The 21,499-nt window shown below is 47.1% G+C and carries 21 protein-coding genes and 1 pseudogene; 12 read left to right on the top strand and 10 right to left on the bottom strand.

Features of this window, described 5'->3' with window-relative positions:
* Positions 1-8: 8 nt before the first annotated feature.
* The 5 genes from HNP82_RS02575 to HNP82_RS02555 all read right to left on the bottom strand — a co-directional run bounded on the left by HNP82_RS02575 (position 9) and on the right by HNP82_RS02555 (position 4,710).
* Positions 9-410 carry a hypothetical protein gene (locus tag HNP82_RS02575; protein ID WP_183771131.1) on the bottom strand — a complete coding sequence of 134 codons (402 nt, stop codon included), beginning with the start codon at positions 408-410 and terminating at the stop codon, positions 9-11.
* Positions 411-481: 71 nt separating this feature from the next.
* Positions 482-1,105 carry a response regulator transcription factor gene (locus HNP82_RS02570; protein ID WP_183771129.1) on the bottom strand — a complete coding sequence of 208 codons (624 nt, stop codon included), beginning with the start codon at positions 1,103-1,105 and terminating at the stop codon, positions 482-484.
* Entirely contained in the window at positions 1,102-2,133 is a 1,032-nt protein-coding gene (locus HNP82_RS02565; RefSeq protein ID WP_183771127.1) for a sensor histidine kinase, read from the bottom strand. The genes HNP82_RS02570 and HNP82_RS02565 overlap by 4 nt, the downstream gene beginning before the upstream one ends.
* Complete coding sequence (locus HNP82_RS02560) at positions 2,130-3,770, bottom strand: hypothetical protein (protein WP_183771124.1); 1,641 nt, start codon at positions 3,768-3,770, stop codon at positions 2,130-2,132. Before HNP82_RS02560 ends, HNP82_RS02565 begins: the two co-directional genes overlap by 4 nt.
* Positions 3,771-4,464: 694 nt before the next feature.
* Complete coding sequence (locus HNP82_RS02555) at positions 4,465-4,710, bottom strand: hypothetical protein (RefSeq protein WP_183771122.1); 246 nt, start codon at positions 4,708-4,710, stop codon at positions 4,465-4,467.
* A 271-nt stretch (positions 4,711-4,981) separates the two neighbouring features.
* Between HNP82_RS02555 and HNP82_RS18740 the strand changes: the two are divergent.
* The 11 genes and pseudogenes from HNP82_RS18740 to HNP82_RS02510 all read left to right on the top strand — a co-directional run.
* Positions 4,982-5,047, top strand: a pseudogene (locus HNP82_RS18740) (zinc-ribbon domain-containing protein); the annotation flags it as partial.
* A gap of 99 nt (positions 5,048-5,146) precedes the next feature.
* Positions 5,147-6,358, top strand: a complete 1,212-nt coding sequence (locus tag HNP82_RS02550; RefSeq protein ID WP_243164605.1) for a hypothetical protein — start codon at positions 5,147-5,149, stop codon at positions 6,356-6,358.
* A gap of 54 nt (positions 6,359-6,412) precedes the next feature.
* The gene (locus HNP82_RS02545; protein WP_183771118.1) at positions 6,413-7,258 is read left to right on the top strand and encodes a hypothetical protein; all 846 of its coding nucleotides are present in this window, start codon (positions 6,413-6,415) and stop codon (positions 7,256-7,258) included.
* A 90-nt stretch (positions 7,259-7,348) separates the two neighbouring features.
* A complete protein-coding gene (locus HNP82_RS02540) occupies positions 7,349-8,212 on the top strand; it encodes a zinc ribbon domain-containing protein (RefSeq protein WP_183771116.1) in 864 nt (287 codons plus the stop codon).
* Positions 8,213-8,265: 53 nt separating this feature from the next.
* Positions 8,266-9,732, top strand: coding sequence for a hypothetical protein (locus HNP82_RS02535; RefSeq protein ID WP_183771113.1), 1,467 nt, complete (start codon positions 8,266-8,268; stop codon positions 9,730-9,732).
* Between the two features lie 298 nt (positions 9,733-10,030).
* Positions 10,031-10,420 carry a hypothetical protein gene (locus tag HNP82_RS02530; RefSeq protein WP_183771111.1) on the top strand — a complete coding sequence of 130 codons (390 nt, stop codon included), beginning with the start codon at positions 10,031-10,033 and terminating at the stop codon, positions 10,418-10,420.
* A 131-nt stretch (positions 10,421-10,551) separates the two neighbouring features.
* Positions 10,552-10,935 (top strand): GIY-YIG nuclease family protein, encoded by a 384-nt coding sequence (locus HNP82_RS02525; RefSeq protein WP_183771109.1) that lies wholly within the window; start codon positions 10,552-10,554, stop codon positions 10,933-10,935.
* The gene (locus tag HNP82_RS17900; RefSeq protein WP_330599387.1) at positions 10,863-11,216 is read left to right on the top strand and encodes a reverse transcriptase domain-containing protein; all 354 of its coding nucleotides are present in this window, start codon (positions 10,863-10,865) and stop codon (positions 11,214-11,216) included. The genes HNP82_RS02525 and HNP82_RS17900 overlap by 73 nt, the downstream gene beginning before the upstream one ends.
* A 5-nt stretch (positions 11,217-11,221) precedes the next feature.
* A complete protein-coding gene (locus HNP82_RS18555) occupies positions 11,222-11,506 on the top strand; it encodes a group II intron maturase-specific domain-containing protein (protein ID WP_334298257.1) in 285 nt (94 codons plus the stop codon).
* Positions 11,507-11,756: 250 nt separating this feature from the next.
* Positions 11,757-12,524, top strand: a complete 768-nt coding sequence (locus tag HNP82_RS02515) for a hypothetical protein (protein WP_183771107.1) — start codon at positions 11,757-11,759, stop codon at positions 12,522-12,524.
* Between the two features lie 287 nt (positions 12,525-12,811).
* On the top strand, positions 12,812-14,164 hold the full coding sequence (locus HNP82_RS02510; protein ID WP_183771105.1) for a glucose-6-phosphate isomerase: 1,353 nt from the start codon (positions 12,812-12,814) through the stop codon (positions 14,162-14,164).
* Between the two features lie 64 nt (positions 14,165-14,228).
* Here the strand turns inward: HNP82_RS02510 and HNP82_RS02505 are convergent, their stop codons facing one another.
* Complete coding sequence (locus HNP82_RS02505) at positions 14,229-15,611, bottom strand: heavy metal translocating P-type ATPase (protein ID WP_334298260.1); 1,383 nt, start codon at positions 15,609-15,611, stop codon at positions 14,229-14,231.
* A 2-nt stretch (positions 15,612-15,613) separates the two neighbouring features.
* On the opposite strand from HNP82_RS02505, the gene HNP82_RS02500 reads away from it, so the two are divergent.
* Entirely contained in the window at positions 15,614-15,952 is a 339-nt protein-coding gene (locus HNP82_RS02500; RefSeq protein WP_279288875.1) for a TetR-like C-terminal domain-containing protein, read from the top strand.
* Positions 15,953-16,022: 70 nt separating this feature from the next.
* Here HNP82_RS02500 and HNP82_RS02495 read toward each other — a convergent pair whose 3' ends face one another.
* Genes HNP82_RS02495 through HNP82_RS02480 form a run of 4 tightly spaced genes read right to left on the bottom strand, consistent with a single transcriptional unit; the run spans position 16,023 to position 21,216 of the window.
* Positions 16,023-16,598, bottom strand: coding sequence for a flavin reductase family protein (locus HNP82_RS02495; RefSeq protein ID WP_183771103.1), 576 nt, complete (start codon positions 16,596-16,598; stop codon positions 16,023-16,025).
* A gap of 16 nt (positions 16,599-16,614) precedes the next feature.
* Positions 16,615-18,282 carry a putative manganese-dependent inorganic diphosphatase gene (locus HNP82_RS02490; protein ID WP_183771101.1) on the bottom strand — a complete coding sequence of 556 codons (1,668 nt, stop codon included), beginning with the start codon at positions 18,280-18,282 and terminating at the stop codon, positions 16,615-16,617.
* A gap of 12 nt (positions 18,283-18,294) precedes the next feature.
* Positions 18,295-20,010: a putative manganese-dependent inorganic diphosphatase gene (locus HNP82_RS02485; protein ID WP_408609650.1), complete on the bottom strand. Its 1,716-nt coding sequence runs from the start codon at positions 20,008-20,010 to the stop codon at positions 18,295-18,297.
* Positions 20,011-21,216, bottom strand: a complete 1,206-nt coding sequence (locus HNP82_RS02480) for a DNA polymerase Y family protein (protein ID WP_183771097.1) — start codon at positions 21,214-21,216, stop codon at positions 20,011-20,013.
* Positions 21,217-21,499 lie beyond the last annotated feature (283 nt).

Raw genomic sequence — 21,499 nt, 5'->3', positions numbered from 1 at the left:
GTCTAAAATTATCTTGCATTTATTCCATTCACGAAAGCTAAATAGCAGGCGAAGTCTCCGATGGCTTTGCGGTTATATGGATTATCCTCTTCATAGCCAAGTTCGTCACGCCATGCGGCGGCTTTGCCTTGTTGTTTTAAATAACGCACCAGCATATTGAAATGCGTTATCACGGAGTTGTGGCAGGAAGTCCTGCCAGAGTCCTGCTCGCTTTTCTCCTCACGGCTAAGCAGTAGCCAATTTGCCCGGATTGCAGCATAGCGAGTTGCAACCTTCATTAACTCGTCATATAGCTCTAGTGCTTCCGTGTCTGCGCCAATCTCGGCAAGCATTTCCGCATGAAATATTTGCATTTTTCCAAATGTAATCGCTTTTGGTTGCTTTAAATATTCTTCATAAGTGCAAACCATAATAACCCCGCCTTTCCTTTTTAGAAGTATAGCTTACGGCATATGTTGCAGGAAGTCCAGTGGATTCTTAATTAATATTTTGGTAAAATCAATCGTTTTTCTACGACCTCAGCCACCAACTGCAAGGTGTTCTGATAGCCCGTTTTCTGCAAGATATTCTTGATGTGGTACTTGACTGTATTTAGTGTAATATCCAGATCTGCCGCAATCTCCTCGTATTTTCTGCCTTGCACCAGCTCCCGGATAATATCAAATTCTCGACTGGTAAACTCAGCGCTGTTGCTATACCCAATACGAATTACCGGCGTGTCCTCGGGATAAACAAATTCGCCGTTCATCACCCGGTCGCAAACCTCCATCAAAGCAGTGCTGCCATATTCCTTGTACCAAAAGCCATTACAACCGCATGTTTTCGCCTTTTGGATAAAGGAATGCTCCGGCATGGAAGTCATAATGACAATCTTGATTTTAGGATTGTACTGTTTGATCTTTGCCGCAGCTTTCAGCCCTGATTCTTCATCGGCAGTGCAGACATCCATCAGGATCAAATCGACACTTCCACGCAGACAGGCAATTTCTGCATTTGCCGCATTTTCTATGGAGGCGTACAGGACATATTTTTTTGATTTGGCAATCTGGCTCTCGATGGCGTCCCGGGTAATCCTGGAATCTTCTACTACTAAAACTTGTATCATTTCCGTCCTCCTTTCTGTGGCTTATCAAAATCAAAGGGAATATCTACAAGCAGAGAAACACTGCCATTGCAGCATACTTCCAAAGAAGCCCCTTCCTGCTCCAGCCGCTGTCTTAATGCGCTAAGGCCGTTGCCTTCCGTGATTTTTGAGACAGTGACGCTGCCGTTATTGGATATCTCTATGTGATAACTTTTCTCGTTCTGCTCGATTTTTACCGTCAGTTCCGTAGCGTCCGCATAGCGTACCGCATTGGTGAGTGCCTCGCGGACGGCGGCATACAAAAGCTGTAATGCCTTGCGACTTTTTGGCTGTTCGCCAAGGAATACAACCTTACAGCCAATCAGCTCTGCCACCTGCATCAGTTCGGGCTGCAGAGAGGAATCGGGAACCGTCCACACGGTAGAAATATTGGAAAAATCCTGAATGGTACTGTTCCAGCTTTTCCGCAGTGTGTCGGCATTCTCAGCCAGACTGTCTTCCGTAATTGCCTTAGTGGTGGCCAGCAGACAATGACCCAGCTCATCATGGATATGCATTTTCGCGGTGAGAATCTCTTTATTCAAATTGACTTCAACGATACTGTCCAGCAAGGCTTTCTGACGCTTTTGCATATCCTGTAGCCGAATGGTGTTCTCGTACAGTTCTTCGCTGAGTCGGTAGAGTTCTGTAATTTCCGCCGCCTCGATCTGAACGGTATTGGAATCAAGAAATCTCAGTTCAAAACGCCAGACCGAGCTGTCGGAGAAGCGGAAGAACAACTGTTGGTGGGTGCTTCCATTTTCATTGTCCGGATCTTTCGGTAACCAGGACTGATTCAGTTTTTCCGCCTTGCCGTTATTGGCAAAGTTTGCGAGTTCCTCCCATACCACCTTTGCATTCAAAATCGTGTGTCCGGTCAGTTCAAGCATCAGCTGATTCATTTTCTCATTAACAAGAATGACCCGCCCGTCCAATGCAGAGAAACAGATACCGCCGGGATAGGAATCGATTGCCTTTTTGATCATTTTGGCTGATGTTTTCTTTTTCATGACTGCCCCACCTCTCCTTCTTTCAAAAGTAGAAGCCGATAGCCTGCCGGAATTTTCTCTGTCTGAAGGCTATATCCGCCTTCTAAAGAACGGGAAACAAACTCGTGATCTGTACCGGTAATCTCAAAGCAAACCGTATCGCTGATTTGGATTGCCACAGAAGTCAGACGAAAATCTGCCTCCTCTAAAATCTCTTCCAAAGTTTTCATGATGAGAAGAATCAGCTCTGGTTCTAAATTCGATATGGGACAAAAATCCAGGCTTGTTCGGATGCCGATATTCTTCATACATTTGGCCATGTCCTGTAAGCTGAGAGCCAAATCACCCATCGGTATCGTTTGTGTTTCCTGATAAGTAAGCTGCAGATTGCAGAATCGTTTGATATAAGTACCGATGAGGCAGATGTGATTCCAGTCGTCTGACGAAAGGGATTCCTTCGATAAAAGCTTTGTCAGCAGGGTGAGCTGTCCGGCAACCTCTGAGGATAAGCTGTCATAAATACCATTGCGCGCCTGAATGCTTGCCTCATCTGATTGAACGCGGATTTCCTGCGCCAGCAGATCTTGTTCTTCTTCCAGTTCCGCATTCAGTCTCTGAAGCTCCCGTAAAGCCTGATTGATCTGCGAGAGATCGGTCTGCCAGACCATATACCCACCCGGGATTTGATGCAGGTGCATGATAACATCTTCCGTAACAGAAAAATGCTGATTCTGCTTTAGGGATTCCAGTATAACCGGTGTGATATCTGCCGCGTTTTCCGATGTTGCAATCGTCTCCCCACTTGGGGAAAGAGTCTGCATTGCCACCGTAGACCGCCGGAACACTTCGCCGTACTGCGTGTTTACGGGAATCAGCCCAGTCAAAATATAGAGCTGCCAGCAAAGCACGATGATGAAAATCAGTCCCGCCGAATATTCCACAAGCTCAAACCGCACTACGTAGGCCGTCGCAGCATAAGGAATACTGAACAGAAAGAGTAAAATCGGCTCGTAGAAGGGAGCCAGCTTTCGGTAAAACGGATCTGACTTTGCCGTGCCGTTACGTTGATAAATCACATACACCTGATATGCAATGATACTAAGCGCCCATATGTGAATCATATATGTGCCAATGTATGGGTGAAAATACAAATTCGGCTGTGGCTCATTTGGCACGATATAATAGAAAAAATGATGCAGATCGTTGGTCAGCGCCATTACGCTCAGAAAACAAGCCGGTATCAGGAGCAGATACCACTTTTTGCTGATTCGGTAATCCTCAGCTTTGCCAAGATAGAATGCACTGTAAAGACCGAACAGCGGTATGAAAACGGCGGCTATATTGATAAAGTATCCGGTAAAGCGCATCCATGGAATATCGGTGTAGAGGAAGGCGTCCTGGACGAAGCGAACCGTTAAATACAGGATACTGACGATATTCTGCGCCGTCAGGTGGCTGCGCATGGACTTCTGCATGATTTTTGTTGTAATGGTATGCTGCCAGCCAAAGAGGAGCAGCATATAGACCGCCCAGACAAGATATGGCTGTAGAAAATCCTCCGGCCAATACCGCATGCTGAGCTGCCGGTATGCGGAGACTGCAAACAACAGCGTTGCTGCCGCAAAAAGACGGACAACGGATTTTTTGCGCTCGCCCATCGAATCCCCCCCTTACAAAAGATGGTTCCAGCCGATGGATACAGTTAGAACAGGATAAGGATATTATAGCACAATAAGCCAAATTCGCCCCACACAAAAGGGTAGGGATAACGATTTTTCTGAAGACAGGCCTTCCTTTCGAACTATTTATAAACGAGTATCGTCAACGCAACTACGCTGTATAAAAAATGCCACGCCTCTTATGGCGTGGCATCTTGGCCTAAAAGCCAAGTTTAGCTTTATGGAACAGTAACAAAATAGAGATCGGTCTCAAATGCGGGCTCAATACTATAGCGATAGTAATCTACCAAGTACGCATATACAACAATCTGATCAAATGACACATATACACTGCTTTTTCCAATTAAATATGGATCGTTTGATATGTTTTCGCTCGCTATAACATCCCCACTGAACTTGATAACATCGCCCGACGCGTCAATACACGACACTGACCACGTGTGAGACCTCCTCTCGCCACTTGGCAAATCATAGTCATTCCCAGTATGCTGTTCGCTTATTCCAGCGCGGCTACCGTCTTCATAAGTAAAAACAGATGCACCATATCCGCCTGAAATAACATCCCAACCAAGATCATCGGCTATCCCACTCAGATTCACGCGATCGTATGGCGTATCGTTAGTGATGTAATCCTAGACATTTACGCAGGTCCTTATCTCGGTTTGCACGCCGTCTAATGTAATAACATAGACGTAGTTACCATCAGCATCTTGCGTTGGCGTGTCGCCCACAGGCGAACCACATCGGTTATATCGTCATTATCTGACTCTACAACTCCATCACCGTTCTCCACGGTCTCATTCTGACCTTCAGAACCGGTTGCTCCCGTGTTCTGCTCGCCTTGCTGCCCGCAGCCCGTAAGAGCCAGGGCGAACACCATGAGTACTGCTAAAATCCCTAATAAACTTTTCTTCTTCATATGGTTGTCTCCTCCTGTACATAATCTGATAAATATCCGCATTTCAGAATTTACGCCATATCGGCAATACGTGACGCTTGTCCTTGTTCAATATTATATTTGCAGAAAGGGACTTTGCCCCCACACAAAAGGGTAGTGCACAGAATAATTTCAAATTATTTTCTGAAAACTACCTGATTGTGTGGGGTGCTTTTTTGTCGGTTCAGGTAAAATGGGATAGAAAATAAGCTGGGGTTGCTTTTGTCTCCGGCAAGCGAGAGGAGTAGAGATTATGTTCTGTTCAAAGTGCGGAAATCCTTTGTCGGATGACGCGAGATTTTGCAGTGTGTGTGGTGCACCTGTAAAGATATCACAAGAAGCTTCGCCGGTGCCGCAGCAACCGGCAGGTATATCGGATGAAACGGAAAACATCCAAACACCGAAACCGGAGCCACTGATGCAGGAGCCTAATTTTAATGGGCAAATGGGCTATGGTGCGGCGGCTCCGGTTCAAAAGAAATCTAAAAAGGGGCTTATCATCGGCCTTTCTTTTGGCGGCGTGCTGCTTGCGGTCATTCTTGCCGCGGGGCTGATTTTTGTGTTCGGCCTGAAAGGCGGCTCTAAAGGCAACGACGGCTCTATCAATCTGGGATATTCCACAGTTGTTTACGATGACCAGTATACATATTTTCTAAGTGAGACCGAAACCTGGGCGCCCTGTATTAAGCGGGTCAGCAATGATCTGAGCGGACAGCCGGAGATTCTATACGAAACAGAGAAAATTGAAGGCGATGGATGGTCCAAGTATCCGCTGGGAGCGCTGTTTCTATGGAACGATAAGATCTGCTTTCTGGAATTCACAAATGCCACAGAGCAGGGCGATGAAGAATACGAAATTCACTGGCTCAGCAAAGACGGCAAGGAAAACGGCACCCTTGTAAGCTATGAGGACTTCATTGGATATGCTAGGTCACTGTATCGAGACGATTTTCAGCCCCTAATGGAAGAGGTTTACTTCTTTGGAGACTATCTCATCTTCAGCGACAGATATTCCTTCTGTCAGTTGAATCTGAATACCGGTGGGATGTTCGAATACGACACTCTGCTTTCCATCCAGGGGCCTGCCTGCTTTGTCGCGTATAACGACGGATACTATTATTACTTTGTTCCCGATACAGAGAATAATCGCATGGGCGAAACCCTGTACCGAATGTATAGAGATATTGAGGAAGGGGTACTCGGAGAGGCAGAGGAAATCGGGAAAGTGCCATTGCGGGACGATGAAGACGTGCTGGATTTCCGGGAGAAATATTACCCCTTCATTCCCAAAGGTGACTATCTGTATTATGCAGATTCGGAAAATATCTACCGATTAAGCATCAACGACGGCGAGATCGAAAAGCTTACATCTTATGACGATAGCACATATAACCGATTTGCCTTATGCGAGAATGGACTCTACTATTATAAGGATATGACCCTCCACTTCCTCAATACAGAGACCCTGGAGGAAACGATTTTTGACGAGGTTGAAGGGATTCCGAACTTGATTTATGCCGGAGCTGATGATGCATGCTGGATGCAGGATGATGCAACCAGTCATCGGTATAACTGCTTCCGCCCGGATAAACAAGGTGAATCGTTTATTTATTTTGGAGAATCCGATTAGGACGCTTCCATAGATCATCAGGAGACTGTCAATACCGCCGAGCTGTATGCGGATGTGATTGACCGAACCATTGCAGAGCATGGCGCTCTTTGGTTTGATGAAGTTGAGTATGAATGCTGCGCACGTGGAGTATTCAAAATTGATTTGATGGACTTTAATCAGGATGGTACTAAGGAATTGGTGATGCTCTATAACAATCGCGAGAGTATTTTTCCGTTTGTTGATGTATGGACAGTAAAAAACGGCGAAGCGGTTCAGCTTTTCTGCGAAAGGCAGCAGGAGGAAAACCACGAAGCTGCCATTAGCAGCCGCATTTATCAAAATGGCGGAAACCTGTATGTTCCGGTATATGATTCTCTGGATCAAAATCCCGTGTATGTTCATTTATATGGCTTCGACGAGAATGGGGAATTTGGAGAGGTTTATCAATATGAAAACAACGCCTTTTATATGAATCAGCTTCCGGATGATATGGAATTTACGGAATATAGCTCAGTTCAGTTCTACGTATGCGACCGTGTCACTGATTACGGAGCACAAAAAAACCTGATGAAGGAATCACTCCAGACAGATATGGAAGATATCCTGAAACGGTTGGAGCTTACTGTTCCAGAGAATTCATCAACGCAGACCAGCCAATCGGAATTTGACATCACCTCTATGCTGGGCGAGTGGACGCTTGAAGTTGCGCAGCCCAATACGGAAAATGTCAGCCGTCACCTGATTAGACTGAACGCTGACGGTACGATGACTTTAAGAGCCGAGGACGGAAGCTGGCTTGATTATACCTATACGATGGATGAAACACATTTTTATTACACCTATTCGGCAACCGGTATCACAGGCGGCGGAACGTATGCGATCTCCGGGGACAAGATCATCCTTTCCAAAGAGAGCTAGAAAAGGATCTAGGCTTTTGGCGGCGCATATGCTCTGCCGATAGCGATTGCGGCCATTGGCGGTCTAATTATATTTCTTGGAGGTAGAAACATGAACGAAACGAAGAAGATTAAATTCCCGATTGCCTCTATTTTCACGGCAATTCTGGCTTTTGGCCTCCTGACCAATTTACAGTGGCTGCGGGCCGGAAGCGCTTGGATGGACGGCAAAATCGGCTACCGCATGGTGGTGGAGTTTGGTAGCACCTACTCTGTTCTCCATATCCTATACCAAGTTCTGCTGATTGGCAGCATGATCCTGCTGGCGGTTCTGCTGTTCATGCGGAAGCGGAACAGCCTTCTGGCGGGCGCACTATCAATTCAAGTACTTTTGCCCGCTTTTACGCTTACGAGCTTTCTTATGAACTGCAGTTCCCGGGACTTTTTTGATGTGTATGAGTATGAGCTTCATTTTGGCCCGATGATGTGGGCAATCGGCATCTGCGGCTGCTATGTGTTGGAAATTCTATGCTATCTGCTCCTTACCCTCATGACGATCACGCCGTGCGCCGAGGACGGTGAGCACAAGCGTAGGCTGCACAGGCTGTGGTTCCTGCCTGGCATACTCGGTGTCTTTATCGCCTTTGCGCATCTTGTGGGAAATATCTATTTTATGCGTAGCGACTTCTACTGTTTGTCTATCCTGTTCCTAGTTCCTATGACATTCCTGCTGGGCTGGTGGCTGACACATCCTTATAAAAAGGAGAAACCGGTCTATCAAATGCCCGTCGCGCAGCCTTATGGACAGCCGGTCTATCAGAGCGTTGGCGTTTCAGACGCCGCACAAAAGGTATTCTGTACTGGCTGCGGCAGAGAGCTTCCGCCGGATGAGGATTTCTGCGGTGCCTGCGGTACAAAGCGTCCCACAATCAAAGGAAGTGATCATACGAAGCAAGGCAACCATATTGAACTATGAGGACATCCCTGTTGGATGAGAATACGGAAATACTAAAAACGGAGGAAATCTAAATGAAAAAATGCATCACAATTTCCCTTACTTTCTGCATGCTTCTAGCTTTAGCCTCTTGCGGCAAGACGGATACGAGTTCACCAGAAAACAGCATAAGTATCGATACAGAGAATATGGAAGAATCAGAGGAAGCTGAATATTCCGAATCAGAACAATCCGAATATACTGAGTCGGAAGAAGAATTCATCACCGTTGACAGATCAACTATAAAGAACGCCACCGGCTATCACAATGGGTACAACTACGTCACCTTCAATGACGGAACCTCTGCTGTCTTTGATATGGACGGAATCGAGGTTGCCCGGTTCCCCTTTGCCATGGAATACGAATATACCAACTGGCTCAATGATGACCTGCTGGTGGTGGCAAGAGAAGGTGTCCATTTTGCGGTTTATTACGACGAATTCGCAATTCTCAGTATTTCCGAAGGCATCATCTATGACAGCACAAAGGACGATGAGCATGATTGGACCTACCTTGGAGGCTATGGGAACACCATTTTGGTGCAGCGTTATTTGCAGGGCTTTAACGTTGACGCCACCTATCAGATTGCTTTTACCGATCCATATGGTTCGGAGCCGGAAGCCTGGACGGACGTAGCAGACCGATTCGCATATGACTATGATCTGGGTGAAGGGATGTACCTGCTGAATACCGGTTCCTCGGGAAGCGCAGAGACGGATGATATACGGCTGTGCAGTTTGTCGGACCGAAGTATTGTCAAGCTTTCAGAATTTCCCGGCTTGCTTGACGGCGCTAAGTTCTATGACGGATATATTGTTGAAGGTTCCGAGGACTGCAAAAAGATGGATATGTCCGGGAATGTTTCACGGACATTTGGTGAGGACATACACGCTGGCGGACCTAGTTGGGGAAATACCGTTTATGCAGAAGGTTTGATTGGATTTATAAGTGTCTACCCGTATGATAACTATGATGATTATCGGTCCGGGTACTTTGATGTCAACGGAAATTGCATTGTCGATCTGAAAGAATACACCGAACGATATTATTTTGACAGCATGGGCGCTTTCCTGAATGGCCACGCCGGGGTAATTCTGGAGGCAAAAGACAACGGAAGCAAATTCTATGCCTGCTTCGATTCCCAGGGCAATCTGATGTATGAACCCTTTATGTGTGAAGACGGCTCTTCGGATATTGAATTGATTGACGGCGGGTATTTTCTCGCAAAAGCCTATGGAGCAGACAATACCTTCTATGACGTCACCGGCGAAACCTATATCCCCCTTACAGATGACATGAGCTTCTTGCCCGACAATGTGACCTTTGAGGGCGTCACCACAGATGGTGACCAGTATTCATACAGCGAGGGAATTTTCACAGTCAAGGCAGATCTCGGGACGGGCTATGCCCATGTCTACGAGCCTTGCTATGAATTTTACCAAAAAGACGGAACTCAAATTTACCTTCAGATGAAAGTAGACCCCATGGATGGCGAATTCTAAGTGTGATGGATACTCTTTTCTATTTGAAGGGAGAACAAAGGAGAAAGCGATTATGAAAGCAAAAGAAACATGTAGCTGCGGTCTGTACTTCTGACCGTCATCCTGTGTGCGACCATGCTGAGTGCCTGCGGAGGCGGCAGTGATTTGCCGTTCTTGTCCGGGTACTATGAATGTGAGAGCTATGCCTTTGACATCTGTGCCTTATAATTTGAATCGAACGGAACCGCAACGTTCTACATGGACTGGAACTATACAGGTACATACAAAGGATAAGTATATCTCAGCATGCAGAACGCAGATGGACGAAGCGGACGCTCTCGAAAAAATACGTTCTAAGCGCGAGAAGGCGGAAGCAGCACTAGCAACGGACATGGCTAAAATCCAAGGCCTCGTGCGCGAAAACGCCTACATCTCCCAAGATCAGCAGGTTTATCGTCAGCGATTCGAGGAGATGTCGGAACAAATTGAGCGTCAGAAGAATACTATCGCAGAGCTTCAAGAACAGGAGCTTCGTCTCGTAGGTGTTCGCGAGAAATTATCCCGCTTTGTCGAGGCGCTTGAGTCCTTCGATTCGGAACCGATATTTGATTCGGTAACATGGAATTCCCTCGTTGAGCGAGTCCTTGTAAACCCGAAAAATCTTATCTTCGAGTTTAAGAATGGCGAGAAGATAAAAATCACAATCTAATCTCAACGCAAACTATATACCAAGAATATGAGCGGCCAGCAATGACCGCTCTTTTTTATGCAATTCCATCCGTGATACAATAGCCCCATCAGTTCAACGCAATTATCGCAAATCGAGAGGAAAATTGAAACATGCAAGAAAAAGGATATGTATATATTTTAACGAATCCCAGTTTTCGAGAGGATTGGGTTAAGATTGGGAAAAGCTCTAGGCCCGTAGATGTTCGTTCAAAAGAATTAGACAATACTGCTGTGCCGCTACCATTTGAAATCTACGCCACAGTAAAGAGTAATAAGTATTCTTACATTGAATCAAGTCTCCACAAAATTCTTACAGATTTAGCAGATAAGCGTATTCGTAAGAACCGCGAGTTCTTTAATATAAAGCCGGAAGAAGCCTTGACCGCTTTGTACAACAGGCAGTCGCACAAGTACTCACACCAATCTTTGAGGAGCAGTTCCATGACCATAGTTATGGATTCCGACCGAATCGGTGTGCGCAACAGGCAGTGCTGAAAGCATTAGAAATGATGAATGACGGGCATAGCTGGATAGTGGATATCGACCTTGCAAAGTTCTTCGACACGGTAGACCATGACAAACTGATGACGATTTTCGGACGGACAATCAAGGACGGAGACGTTATTTCAGTGGTAAGGAAATTTCTGGCCAGTGGAGTGATGATTGATGACGAGTATGAGGATACAATCGTCGGCACACCGCAGGGCGGGTTATGTGGAGTTCCACATAACCCGCCTTATGCGGACACTTTCATTATGCTGAGTCAATCAGCATAAATGCGATGAAGGGATTATGTGAGCGTCTAGACAGTAACATACGGTACCGACTGCGGATGTGTATTTGGAAGCATTGGAAAACACCACAGAATAGGGCAAAGAACCTGATGAAGCTGGAAGTACCCCGCTGGGCGGCATACAATATTTCTTACTGCGGAAACCGATATGCGCGGCTAGCTCATAACGGCTGGGTACACAAAGCAATAAGCAACGAAAGACTAGCCGCATTTGGTCTAGTCGCCATGAGCAACTACTACGCCGAGAGGTGTGTCATATGTGAAGTTGATTGAACCGCCGCTTGCGGAACCGCATGAGCGGTGGTGTGAGAGGTCGGAAATTCCTCAATCAGAGGAATTTTCTCCTACTCGATTGGATTTTTTCTCTGAGCGTGTTGAGTAATGACAAATACTGCGACCGATGATAAGTGAAAAAACCATTTTTCTTATATATAATACTCATATGAAAAAAACAACAGTTTAAGCCCGTTTATTCTGTGCCTTAACTGTTGTCTGTCAAAAAACTTGAAAGGGAGCATTTTTTATGAGAGATTGGATCGTTGGACAAGGTGTGATTTTGTATATTCTCACAGGCTGTCTTATTGTGGGGCTTTTGTCGGCTTTTATGGCGAATCATGGCTACAAAAAGCTGATACGGGAGTCAGAGATTATGGGAAATACCCAGAATCGGCTGCTCAAGTACATAAAACTTAAATTTGGCAGTTACTATAAGCTGAACATGCGGCCACAGGATACAAGGGCGCTGACCCGCCATTATATGTACAAATGCAAAACCGGCTTTTTAAGCGTAACTACATGGATACAACTGTCAAAGCTGGCAGCGGGGGCCATCGGCATCGTGGCTTTGGGATATATGCTTTTTCTGATCTGGGAAAACGCGGCTGTTTCACGGATCGCTACCATTCTGTGCTGTGCCATTATCGGCGTCGGCCTCGTATATATCCAGCATCGGGTTTATGACTTCTCTGAAAAAAGAGATATGCTGGAATGGTATTTACTGGATTACCTGGAAAATTTTCTGAAAAACAAAATTGAGTCGGGAACCCGTCTACAGACAGATGCGTCTTCGGATAAGGGGAATGTCCAGAGGACAGAAGATCGTCAGTTATTTAACGAGGACGGAAAACTGCGTATGGATCTGGCGGAAGAGAGAGGGACTGCAAGAGCCGAAAAGAAAAATTTGAGAGCAGACGGCAGCAGCGAAGCCGCCGCGTCCCGGATCCGGGGGGACGCGCCGGAAGATGAGATTGACGCCGGGATCGTGGCGGATATATTGAAGGAGTTTTTGTAACTGTTCAGTCCGCGCCATTCGCAAAGCCGCGCTGACGCGCTGACCCACGGCTTACGCCGCTCCTTTGCTCATAATCTGGCGCTCCGTTCATCAGGGACAGGTCAGGCTGGCCCTTATGCAAGCATAAGCCATCCTGCCCTGTCCCTGATGGCTGAACGGTTGTAAAAAATTCCATGATTTAGTTGATAAATATTTGTCGATTTGCTATTATTAATCTGGTACATATACAATGAACCTGAAAACTGCGGCCTTAGGCCGCAACATGACGAAAATGGAGGTAAAAAATAATGGCAAATAAGGTTACGTTTGATTATTCAAAAGCCAAAGTATTTATCAGGGAAAACGAAGTGAAGCTGATGAGTAAACTGGCACAGGATGCGAAAGATGCCCTTATTAATAAAACATGTGCAGGGAATGATTTCCTTGGATGGATTGATTTGCCAGTGAATTATGATAAAGAGGAGTTTGCCCGGATTAAGAAAGCGGCGGAGAAGATCAAAGAGGATTCAGAAGTTCTCTTAGTCATCGGTATTGGCGGTTCCTATCTCGGCGCCCGGGCAGCTATTGAATTTTTACAGAATAATTTCTACAATATGCTTCCAAAGGAAGCCCGCAAAACACCGGAGATTTATTACTGTGGCAACAATTTAAGCAGTTCTTACCTGTATGACCTGATGGGACTTGTGGGAGACAGAGATTTCTCTATTAATATGATCTCAAAATCCGGAACAACCACAGAGCCGGCGGTAGCTTTCAGAGTATTTAAAGAAAAACTTGAAAAGAAATATGGCAAAGAAGAGGCCGCAAAGCGTATTTACTGCACCACAGATAAAGCGAAAGGCGCGTTAAAGCATCTTGCCGATGAGGAAGGCTATGAGACTTTTGTTGTGCCTGACGATGTGGGAGGACGTTTTTCCGTGCTTACAGCCGTAGGTCTTCTCCCAATCGCTGTCAGCGGCGCGGATATTGACCAGCTTATGGCCGGAGCTGCCAGCGCCAGAGAGCGGTGCCTGAACAACGCTTTCGAGGAAAATGACGCTATGCAGTACGCGGCGATCCGCAATATTTTACTGCGCAAAGGCAAATCTGTGGAGATCACAGCCAGCTATGAGCCATCCCTCCAGTATATTGGCGAGTGGTGGAAACAGCTTTTCGGCGAGAGCGAAGGCAAAGACCAGAGAGGTATCTTCCCGGCATCAGTTACCCTTACTGCCGATCTTCACTCCATGGGCCAGTTTATTCAGGATGGCTCCCGCATTATGTTTGAGACGGTTCTGAATGTGGAGAAGCCTAAGGCTCAGATCACTATCAACGAGGAGCCAGTAGACTTAGACGGTCTGAACTATCTTGCCGGAAAAGATATGGATTTTATTAACAAGAGCGCTATGAACGGCACAATCCTTGCTCACACTGATGGCGATGTGCCGAACCTGATGTTCTCTATTCCGGAACAGAACGAGTTCTATCTGGGCGAACTGTTCTACACCTACGAATTTGCCTGCGGCGTCAGCGGCAACATTCTCGGCGTCAATCCATTTGATCAGCCAGGTGTTGAAAGCTATAAGAAGAATATGTTTGCTCTTCTTGGAAAACCGGGATATGAGGCTATGACAGCCCAGCTTCTTGAGCGCTTAAAATAATAGAGTAAAAATACCCCGCCCGTGCAGCGGGGTATTTTAATGTCGCAGGAAACTTTTATGAGGATTATTCAAATTTTCTGTCATAAAGCAGGGCGGCAATCAAAACGACAAAACATGAACCGGCATTATGCACCAGCGCCCCGGTAGTCGGTGTCAGCACTTCCATAAGCGAGAGGACGATCGCCGCGAAATTGATGCACATGGACAGGGTAATGCTGGCTTTGATTGTAGCTACCGTTCCATTGGACAGGCGTTTTAAATATGGAATTTTGGAAAGATCATCGCTCATAAGGGCGATTTCGGCGGCATTTATGGCGATGTCGCTTCCCATAGTTCCCATGGCTACGCTTACATCTGCTGTTTTCAAAGCCGGAGCGTCGTTGACTCCATCGCCGATCATACAGACTCTGTGATTTTCTGCCTGAAAATTCTCGATGCTGCGCACTTTTTCTTCCGGCAGCAATTCTGCACAAACCCTGGAGATGCCAACCTGGCGTGCAAAATAATCGGCAGTCTTTTGATGATCGCCGGTAAGTAAAACAGTCTGGGTGTGCATATCTAAAAGCCGGGCGACCATGTCTTTCGCTTCCGGACGCAGTACATCTGAAAGGGCGATAACCCCCAAACATTTGCCTCCTTCACCGACAAGGACAGAGGCTTTTCCCTGTGCGCGAAGCTGTTCTAATGTATCCTGAACATTAGTGTCGGTCAGAACTCCGTTTTCAGTGATAAATTTTTCGCTGCCGCAGAGTAAACGGCGCTCATTTACCGTTGCGAAAATCCCCTTGCCGGCAGTCATTTTGAAACTGTTAGATTCGGTCAATGGGATTCCCCTGCTTTTGGCGCAGGCGACAATAGCCTTTCCCAGCGGATGTTCACTTTTGGCTTCGGCGGAAGCGGTCAGAGAAAGCATGTCTGTTTCACTGAGGGTTTCATCAAAAGAAATGATATCGCTGACATCTAAACGGCCATAGGTTAAAGTGCCGGTCTTATCAAATGCAATCGTATCCACTTTTCCCATTTTTTCAAGGGCTTCCCCGGACTTGATGATTACACCGTGTTTTGTCGCCTGACCGATGGCTGCCATTATCGCGGTAGGTGTGGCTAATACAAGGGCGCAGGGACAGAATACAACCAACACGGTTACGGCGGTAATGATATTTTCGGTGAATACATAGGATCCGACCGCGATAAGTAAAGCCACGGGAACAAGCCAGCTCGCGGCCCTGTCGGCAATTCTCTGCATGGGCGCCTGCTTGTTTTCGGCGTCCTGTATCATGCGGATCAGCTTTTGCAGCGAACTGTTTTCTCCCACTTTTGTCGCTGTGATATCAATGGATCCAAAGCAGTTGATGGTACCGCAAAACACCTCTTCTCCAGGACCTTTGTCTATCGGCAGGGATTCTCCGGTCATAACAGACTGGTCAACAGATGTCTCCCCGTTTATGATTGTTCCATTTATATTCTGACAGAAACGAGCCGGAGTCTGTATTCTGCCATCTATTACAACACTTGCAGGAAAACGAGAATAACATTCTTGAGCTGCTTTCCTGCGAAAGCGGAGAACCGTTTTTGCGGTATTTCAAAAACAGTTTAAACGACTTGATTCAAAAACAGTTTGTTATCCAAAATAGAAAAAATAACAGGAATATTCCACAGGATTTTTTAATCAATCATATCTCAGGAAGCTTTGTGGAAATGGTATTGTGGTGGATTAAAGGCCGGATGAAGGAAACTCCGGAAGAATTAGACCGCTATTTCCGGGCGGTCATTGAGCCGATACTGTAAGATAAACAGTCGACAGCAAAGCGCCTGATCCATTGAAAATCAGGCGCTTTTGCGGCAGGGATACCTGAACTTAATTTTTTTTCTTCTTTTTCTCCACAGAGTAGCCGAACTTTCCAATATGGCGGCCGGTGCCGTAGTACTGGCCGTGAGAGTAGATAAGGGGTTTGGCCTTTTCCAGGTCAAAGCGGCCATTGACGTCCATATATTTTTCGTCGGCATGGACGGCGGCCACTTTTGCCATAAACATATCGTGGCTCCCCAGCTCTAAAATCTGTGTCACTTCACATTCAATACATACCGGACTTTCATCAATCATTGGAGCGTACTTCAGAGTGCCTTTCACCGGAGTCAGGCGAAGAGTTTTGAACTTATCCATATCTCTTCCGGAGCGCACTCCGGCAAAATCTGTGGCGTAGGCCAGATCTTCGGTAGTCAGGTTAATACAGAACTGGCCGCTCTCTTTGATCATATGGTGAGAATAGCGGCTTTTCCGTATAGATACATAGACCATGGCCGGGTCGGAGCAGATGGTTCCTGTCCACGCCGCAGTCATGACGTTAATATTTCCTTCTTTATCGCCGCAGCTCACTAAAACTGCCGGCAGGGGATAGACCATGTTCCCCGGTTTCCATTGTTGTTTTGCCATTAATGGCCCTCCTTTTCTAATTTTGCTGCAGCTCTTCCATAAGTTTTGGAATGAGCTGCTTTTTTCTGGAGACAACTCCGGGAAGAGGGATCAGGTCGCCTCCCGCCTCCATGGAGAATGCATCGGCGGCGATCTTCGCCGCGTTGTCCGGACAGCACAAAAGCTGGGTGGACTGAGACAAAATATTGGTAAGCATAAAATAGATCATATCCACCTCATGGTGAGACCGGGCGAGGGACATATATTCTTTCAATCTTGGAAGAACTTCGTCCAGCTCCTCCTGGTTCATAGAGGATACCTGGCCCACGCCAAAGGTAGTATTGCCCGCAGTGAACTTTTTAAAATCCTGATAAAAAATTTCTTCCGCTGCCTTATTTTTCAGATTGCTTCCTGCGGTAAACATGTCCCGTGCATAGCTTTCCATGTCAATACCGGCAATGTGTGCCAGTGCCTGTGCTGCTTTTTTATCCACCGGCGTACATGTGGGGGAGCGAAAAAGAAGGGTATCCGAGATAATAGCGGAACACATGAGGCCGGCAATGTCTTTAGGGATATCTATTTTATTTTCCTGGTACATCATGTAAATGATCGTGCTGGTACACCCTACCGGCTGGTTGCGAAAACTTACCGGCTGTAAGGTTTCCACATGGCCCAGCTTGTGATGGTCGACGATTTCCAGAAGCTGGGCATCGTCAATGCCATCCACAGCCTGGGATTTTTCATTGTGGTCCACAAGGATCATTTTTTTCTTATCCATGTCAATGAGGCTGTGGCGGGAGAGCATACCGATAAAACGGTCTTCATTGTCCAGCACCGGGAAATCCCTGTGGCGCTGTCTGGACATAATAGGGCGTATATCTTCCACAAAATTATCCTGGCGGAAGGTGATGAGATGTTCCCGGACCATAAAGTGGGAAATAGGGATGCTTTGATTCAGGAGACGGGCGGTGATAAATGTGTCGTATTCAGTCGTCATAATGGCACAGCCTTTTTCCGCTGCCAGCTTTAAAATTCCATCGGACACTTGGGCGCCCATGCAGACAATAAGGCAGGAGGCATTCATCTCAATAGCGCAAAGCTGGGATTCGTACCGGTCGCCCAGGATCACAATATCCCCTTCCTCAATATAATTTTCCATAAGATCCGGATTTGCGGCAGCAATCAGCACTTTGCCCCGGTCCACCTTCTGGTCTGCGGAACCGGCGAGCAGTTTGCCGTCGATCGTTTCGAGAATATTTTTATAAGGAGTTCCGGCCTCTGATAAAATAGTGCTGCCGTAAACGCCCATAAATGATTTGGCAATATCCCCCAGGGTAATGAGCCCTGTGAGATGTCTTTGGCTGTCTACCACAGGGAGGGTTGCAAGATGTTCCTCGTTTAAAATACGCCAGGCATTTTTCAGGGACATGTGGCAGGAGACAGGGTGGCTCTCGTCAAGAGCGGCATCACCGACCTGGCTGCGCACATCATTTATATAGGAAGGAACATCCTTATGAAAATAGTTGAGGACAAAGGCAGTCTCTGAACTGATCTGCCCGGCGCGGCGGGCGGTGTAGTGGTTAGAGCCTCCCTGGCGCTCCTCGATCTGATTTTTCAGCCAGGCATAGGCGATGGCTGAACAAATGGAGTCTGTGTCCGGATTTTTATGCCCGATAATATTGATCTCTTTTGAATGTAATTGCATAATAAGACCCTCCTACTGCTGTAATGTGGCCATAAGCCTGGGAATCAATTGCTTTTTACGAGAAACGACGCCGGCCAGATAGAGCTGGTCATTTTCTGCGGGGATCATGAAACTGTTCTCGGCCACCTCCCGGGCCTGTTCGTCGGAATAAAGAAGTTGGGTAGACTCATCCATAATATTGGTGAGCATAAAAAATACCATATCTACCCCGTGATTCTTCTTTGCTTTGTGCATGTACGGGATCATCCGGGCCTTGATCTCGTCCAGTTCGTTCTGGGTCATGGACATGATCTGGCCTACGCCGAAAGTGACGCTGCCTGCGGTAAAGCGTTTGAAATCCTGGTAGAAAATCTCCTCATCAGATTTTGAGTGAAGGTCGCTTCCGGCGGCGAACATGGCCTGAGCCAGCTCATGGGTCTTAATATGGGCAATGTCCGCCAGAGCTTCCGCCGCCGCCCGATCCTCCGGGGTGCAGGTGGGGGAACGGTATAAAAGGGTGTCGGATAAAATGGCGCCGCACAAAAGTCCTGCGATATTTTCCGGGATATCTACGGCATTTTCCACAAAAATCTGGTAAATGATAGTGGCCGTGCATCCCACCGGCTGATTGCGTACCGAGATGGGACTCATAGTCTCGATGGTCCCCAGTTTGTGGTGGTCTACGATCTCAATAACACTGGCGTCGGTGATCCCGTCCACTGCCTGGTCGATCTCATTGTGGTCCACAAGGATGATCTGCTTGGATGGCATATTAATAAGAGAACGGCGGGAGATCATGCCTACAAACCTTTTGCTTCTGGAAAGGATAGGGAAATCCCGGTGCCGCTTCTTTAACATAGTCCCTTTGATCTCCGCGATAAAATCGGTGGTTTTAAAGGTGACAAGATCCTCTTTTTTCATGAAATAGCTGACCGGTACGCTCTGGTTAATGAGACGGGCCACAGTGTAGGTATCATAGGGGGTGCTGATGACTGCGCTGCCGTTTTGCTCCGCGATCTTTTGGATGGTGCGTGACACAGGGGAACCTTCACATACAATGAGGAGCGCAGCGTGCTGCTCAATGGCGCACAATTGAGTTTCATACCGGTTGCCAAGGATGATCACATCTCCGGGATGAATATGATCCCGGATCATTTCTGTAGTGGCTGTAGCGATGGTCACAGTCCCATCCTTTACATATCCGTCAGAAGTTCCCACGATCATAGTGCCGTCCAGGGCGTCAAGAATATTGGTAAATGGCGTGTGGGACTTGCCAAGGATGGTATTGTCATAGACAGCCATATAGGAACGGGCAATATCGCCGATGGTGATCAGTCCTTTTAACGTCCGGTCTTTATTGAGGACCGGAAGGGTGGCGATATTGACAGAACGCATAATTGTCCACGCCTGTTTTAGTGAGAGAGTCTCCTTAATGCCGTCAACTTTCCGGATATCAATATCACTGACCTGAACCCGCACGTCGTTAGTGTAGACCGGGGCCGGGGTGTTAAAACGTTTAAGGAGATATTCGGTTTCAGGGCCAAGTTGTCCGGCCCGGCGGGGGACATAAACTGTATCCGGCTGCTGTTCCTGGGCATAAGCCTGAGCCGTTAGGGAGGCGAAGGAATCCCTGGCCTGGGCTCCGATCTGGTTTTTCAGCCAGGCGTAGGCAATGGCCGAGCATATGGAGTCCGTATCGGGATTCTTGTGACCGAAAACATAAATTTCTTTTTTTGCAGTATCCATAATTTAAACTCCTTTTGAAATATCTTTAAGCTGGCTGGCCCGGACAATAGACTGGCTGCCGTACTTCTGGCGGATGGCGTCAAGAGCGGTGTCCAGCTTTTTTTGCTTTTCTGTCTCCGGATGGTCAAAAATGCTCAATTGCTGTATATCATCGGAAGACAGATTGGCCGTCCGTATGCCAAGGAGACGTATGGGACCACCTTTCCAAAGCTCGTCGAAAAGGCGGCAGGCGGTTTTGTAAATGGCATTGGTAGTGTTTTCCGGCGTCAGCAGGCGGGTCTGGTGGGATACCGACTCAAAGGTGCTGTACTTGATCTCAACGCTGATCGTGCCGGCAAGGACATGATGCTGCCTTAAACGGCGGGATACTGACTCCGACAGTTCCATGAGAAAATACCGGGCAGTCTCCCGGTCAGTGACATCAAAGGAGATGGTGGTGGAGTTGCCTATCCCCTTGGCCTCAGTTTTTGACCGGGTGTCGATGGATGTATGTTCAATACCATTGGCGTATTCCCAGATAACCTTTCCGTGAGTCTTTAAATGGGAGGTGAGGATTTCTGGGTCTGTGTGTGCCAGATCTCCGATGGTTCGGATACCTAAAAGTCTCAGGCGGGCCGCGCTGGAACGGCCGACCATGAACAGATCCTCAACCGGGAGAGGCCACATTTTTTTCGGTATTTCTTCCGGAAAAAGGGTGTGGACCAGATCCGGCTTTTTAAAGTCTGAGGCCATTTTGGCCAGGAGGCGGTTGGAGGAAATCCCTATGTTGACAGTAAAGCCAAAGGTATCCCGGATACGGTCTTTAATGCGGCATGCAGCCTCTGCGGGGGAATTGGCGCCTGGAAGAGGCACATATTCCATAAAGCACTCGTCGATACTGTACTGGCTGATAGATGGTGAGTATTCCTCAAGAAGGCGGATCATATTCTGGCTGTAGCGGGCGTAAAGCTTGTGATCCGGGGCAAAGCTGCGCAGGCCCGGACATTTTTTAAAGGCGTCCACCACAGGTTCCCCGGTGACGATCCCGTACTTTTTTGCCGGAATGGATTTGGCCAGGACAACTCCCCGGCGGCGGGAAATGTCACCGCCGATAATGGAAGGAACTGTCCGTATATCCAGTGTGTCCTTATCTCCCTTTTTTAGCCGCTCCACAGCAGTCCAGCTTAAATAGGCACTGTTGACGTCAATATGAAAAATAATATTGGCCATGGCCATCACCTCTGATATAAGTATAAAAGTTTGAAATAACTGTGTAAATAGTTGTCTTTCATTTTTTTTGGTGATAAAATGGTTATTATTCACGGTGGCCGGAAACACTTGCTGTTGCCGGCGTAAGAAAGTGATTCAGGGGTGCGCTTAAACCATTTGCGCAGCGAATTTTGCATGGTTTAAGCGCATATTACTGTTCACTCCGTGAACAGTAATATAAAATGAGGGCGTGTTGCTGGTCATAGAATGGGCAGTAACAATGTGTTTAATTGGGAGATGAATA

This window comes from Catenibacillus scindens (assembly GCF_014202115.1).
GTDB classification, from domain to species: Bacteria; Bacillota; Clostridia; order Lachnospirales; family Lachnospiraceae; genus Catenibacillus; species Catenibacillus scindens.
This window is presented reverse-complemented; position numbering and strand designations above follow the sequence as displayed.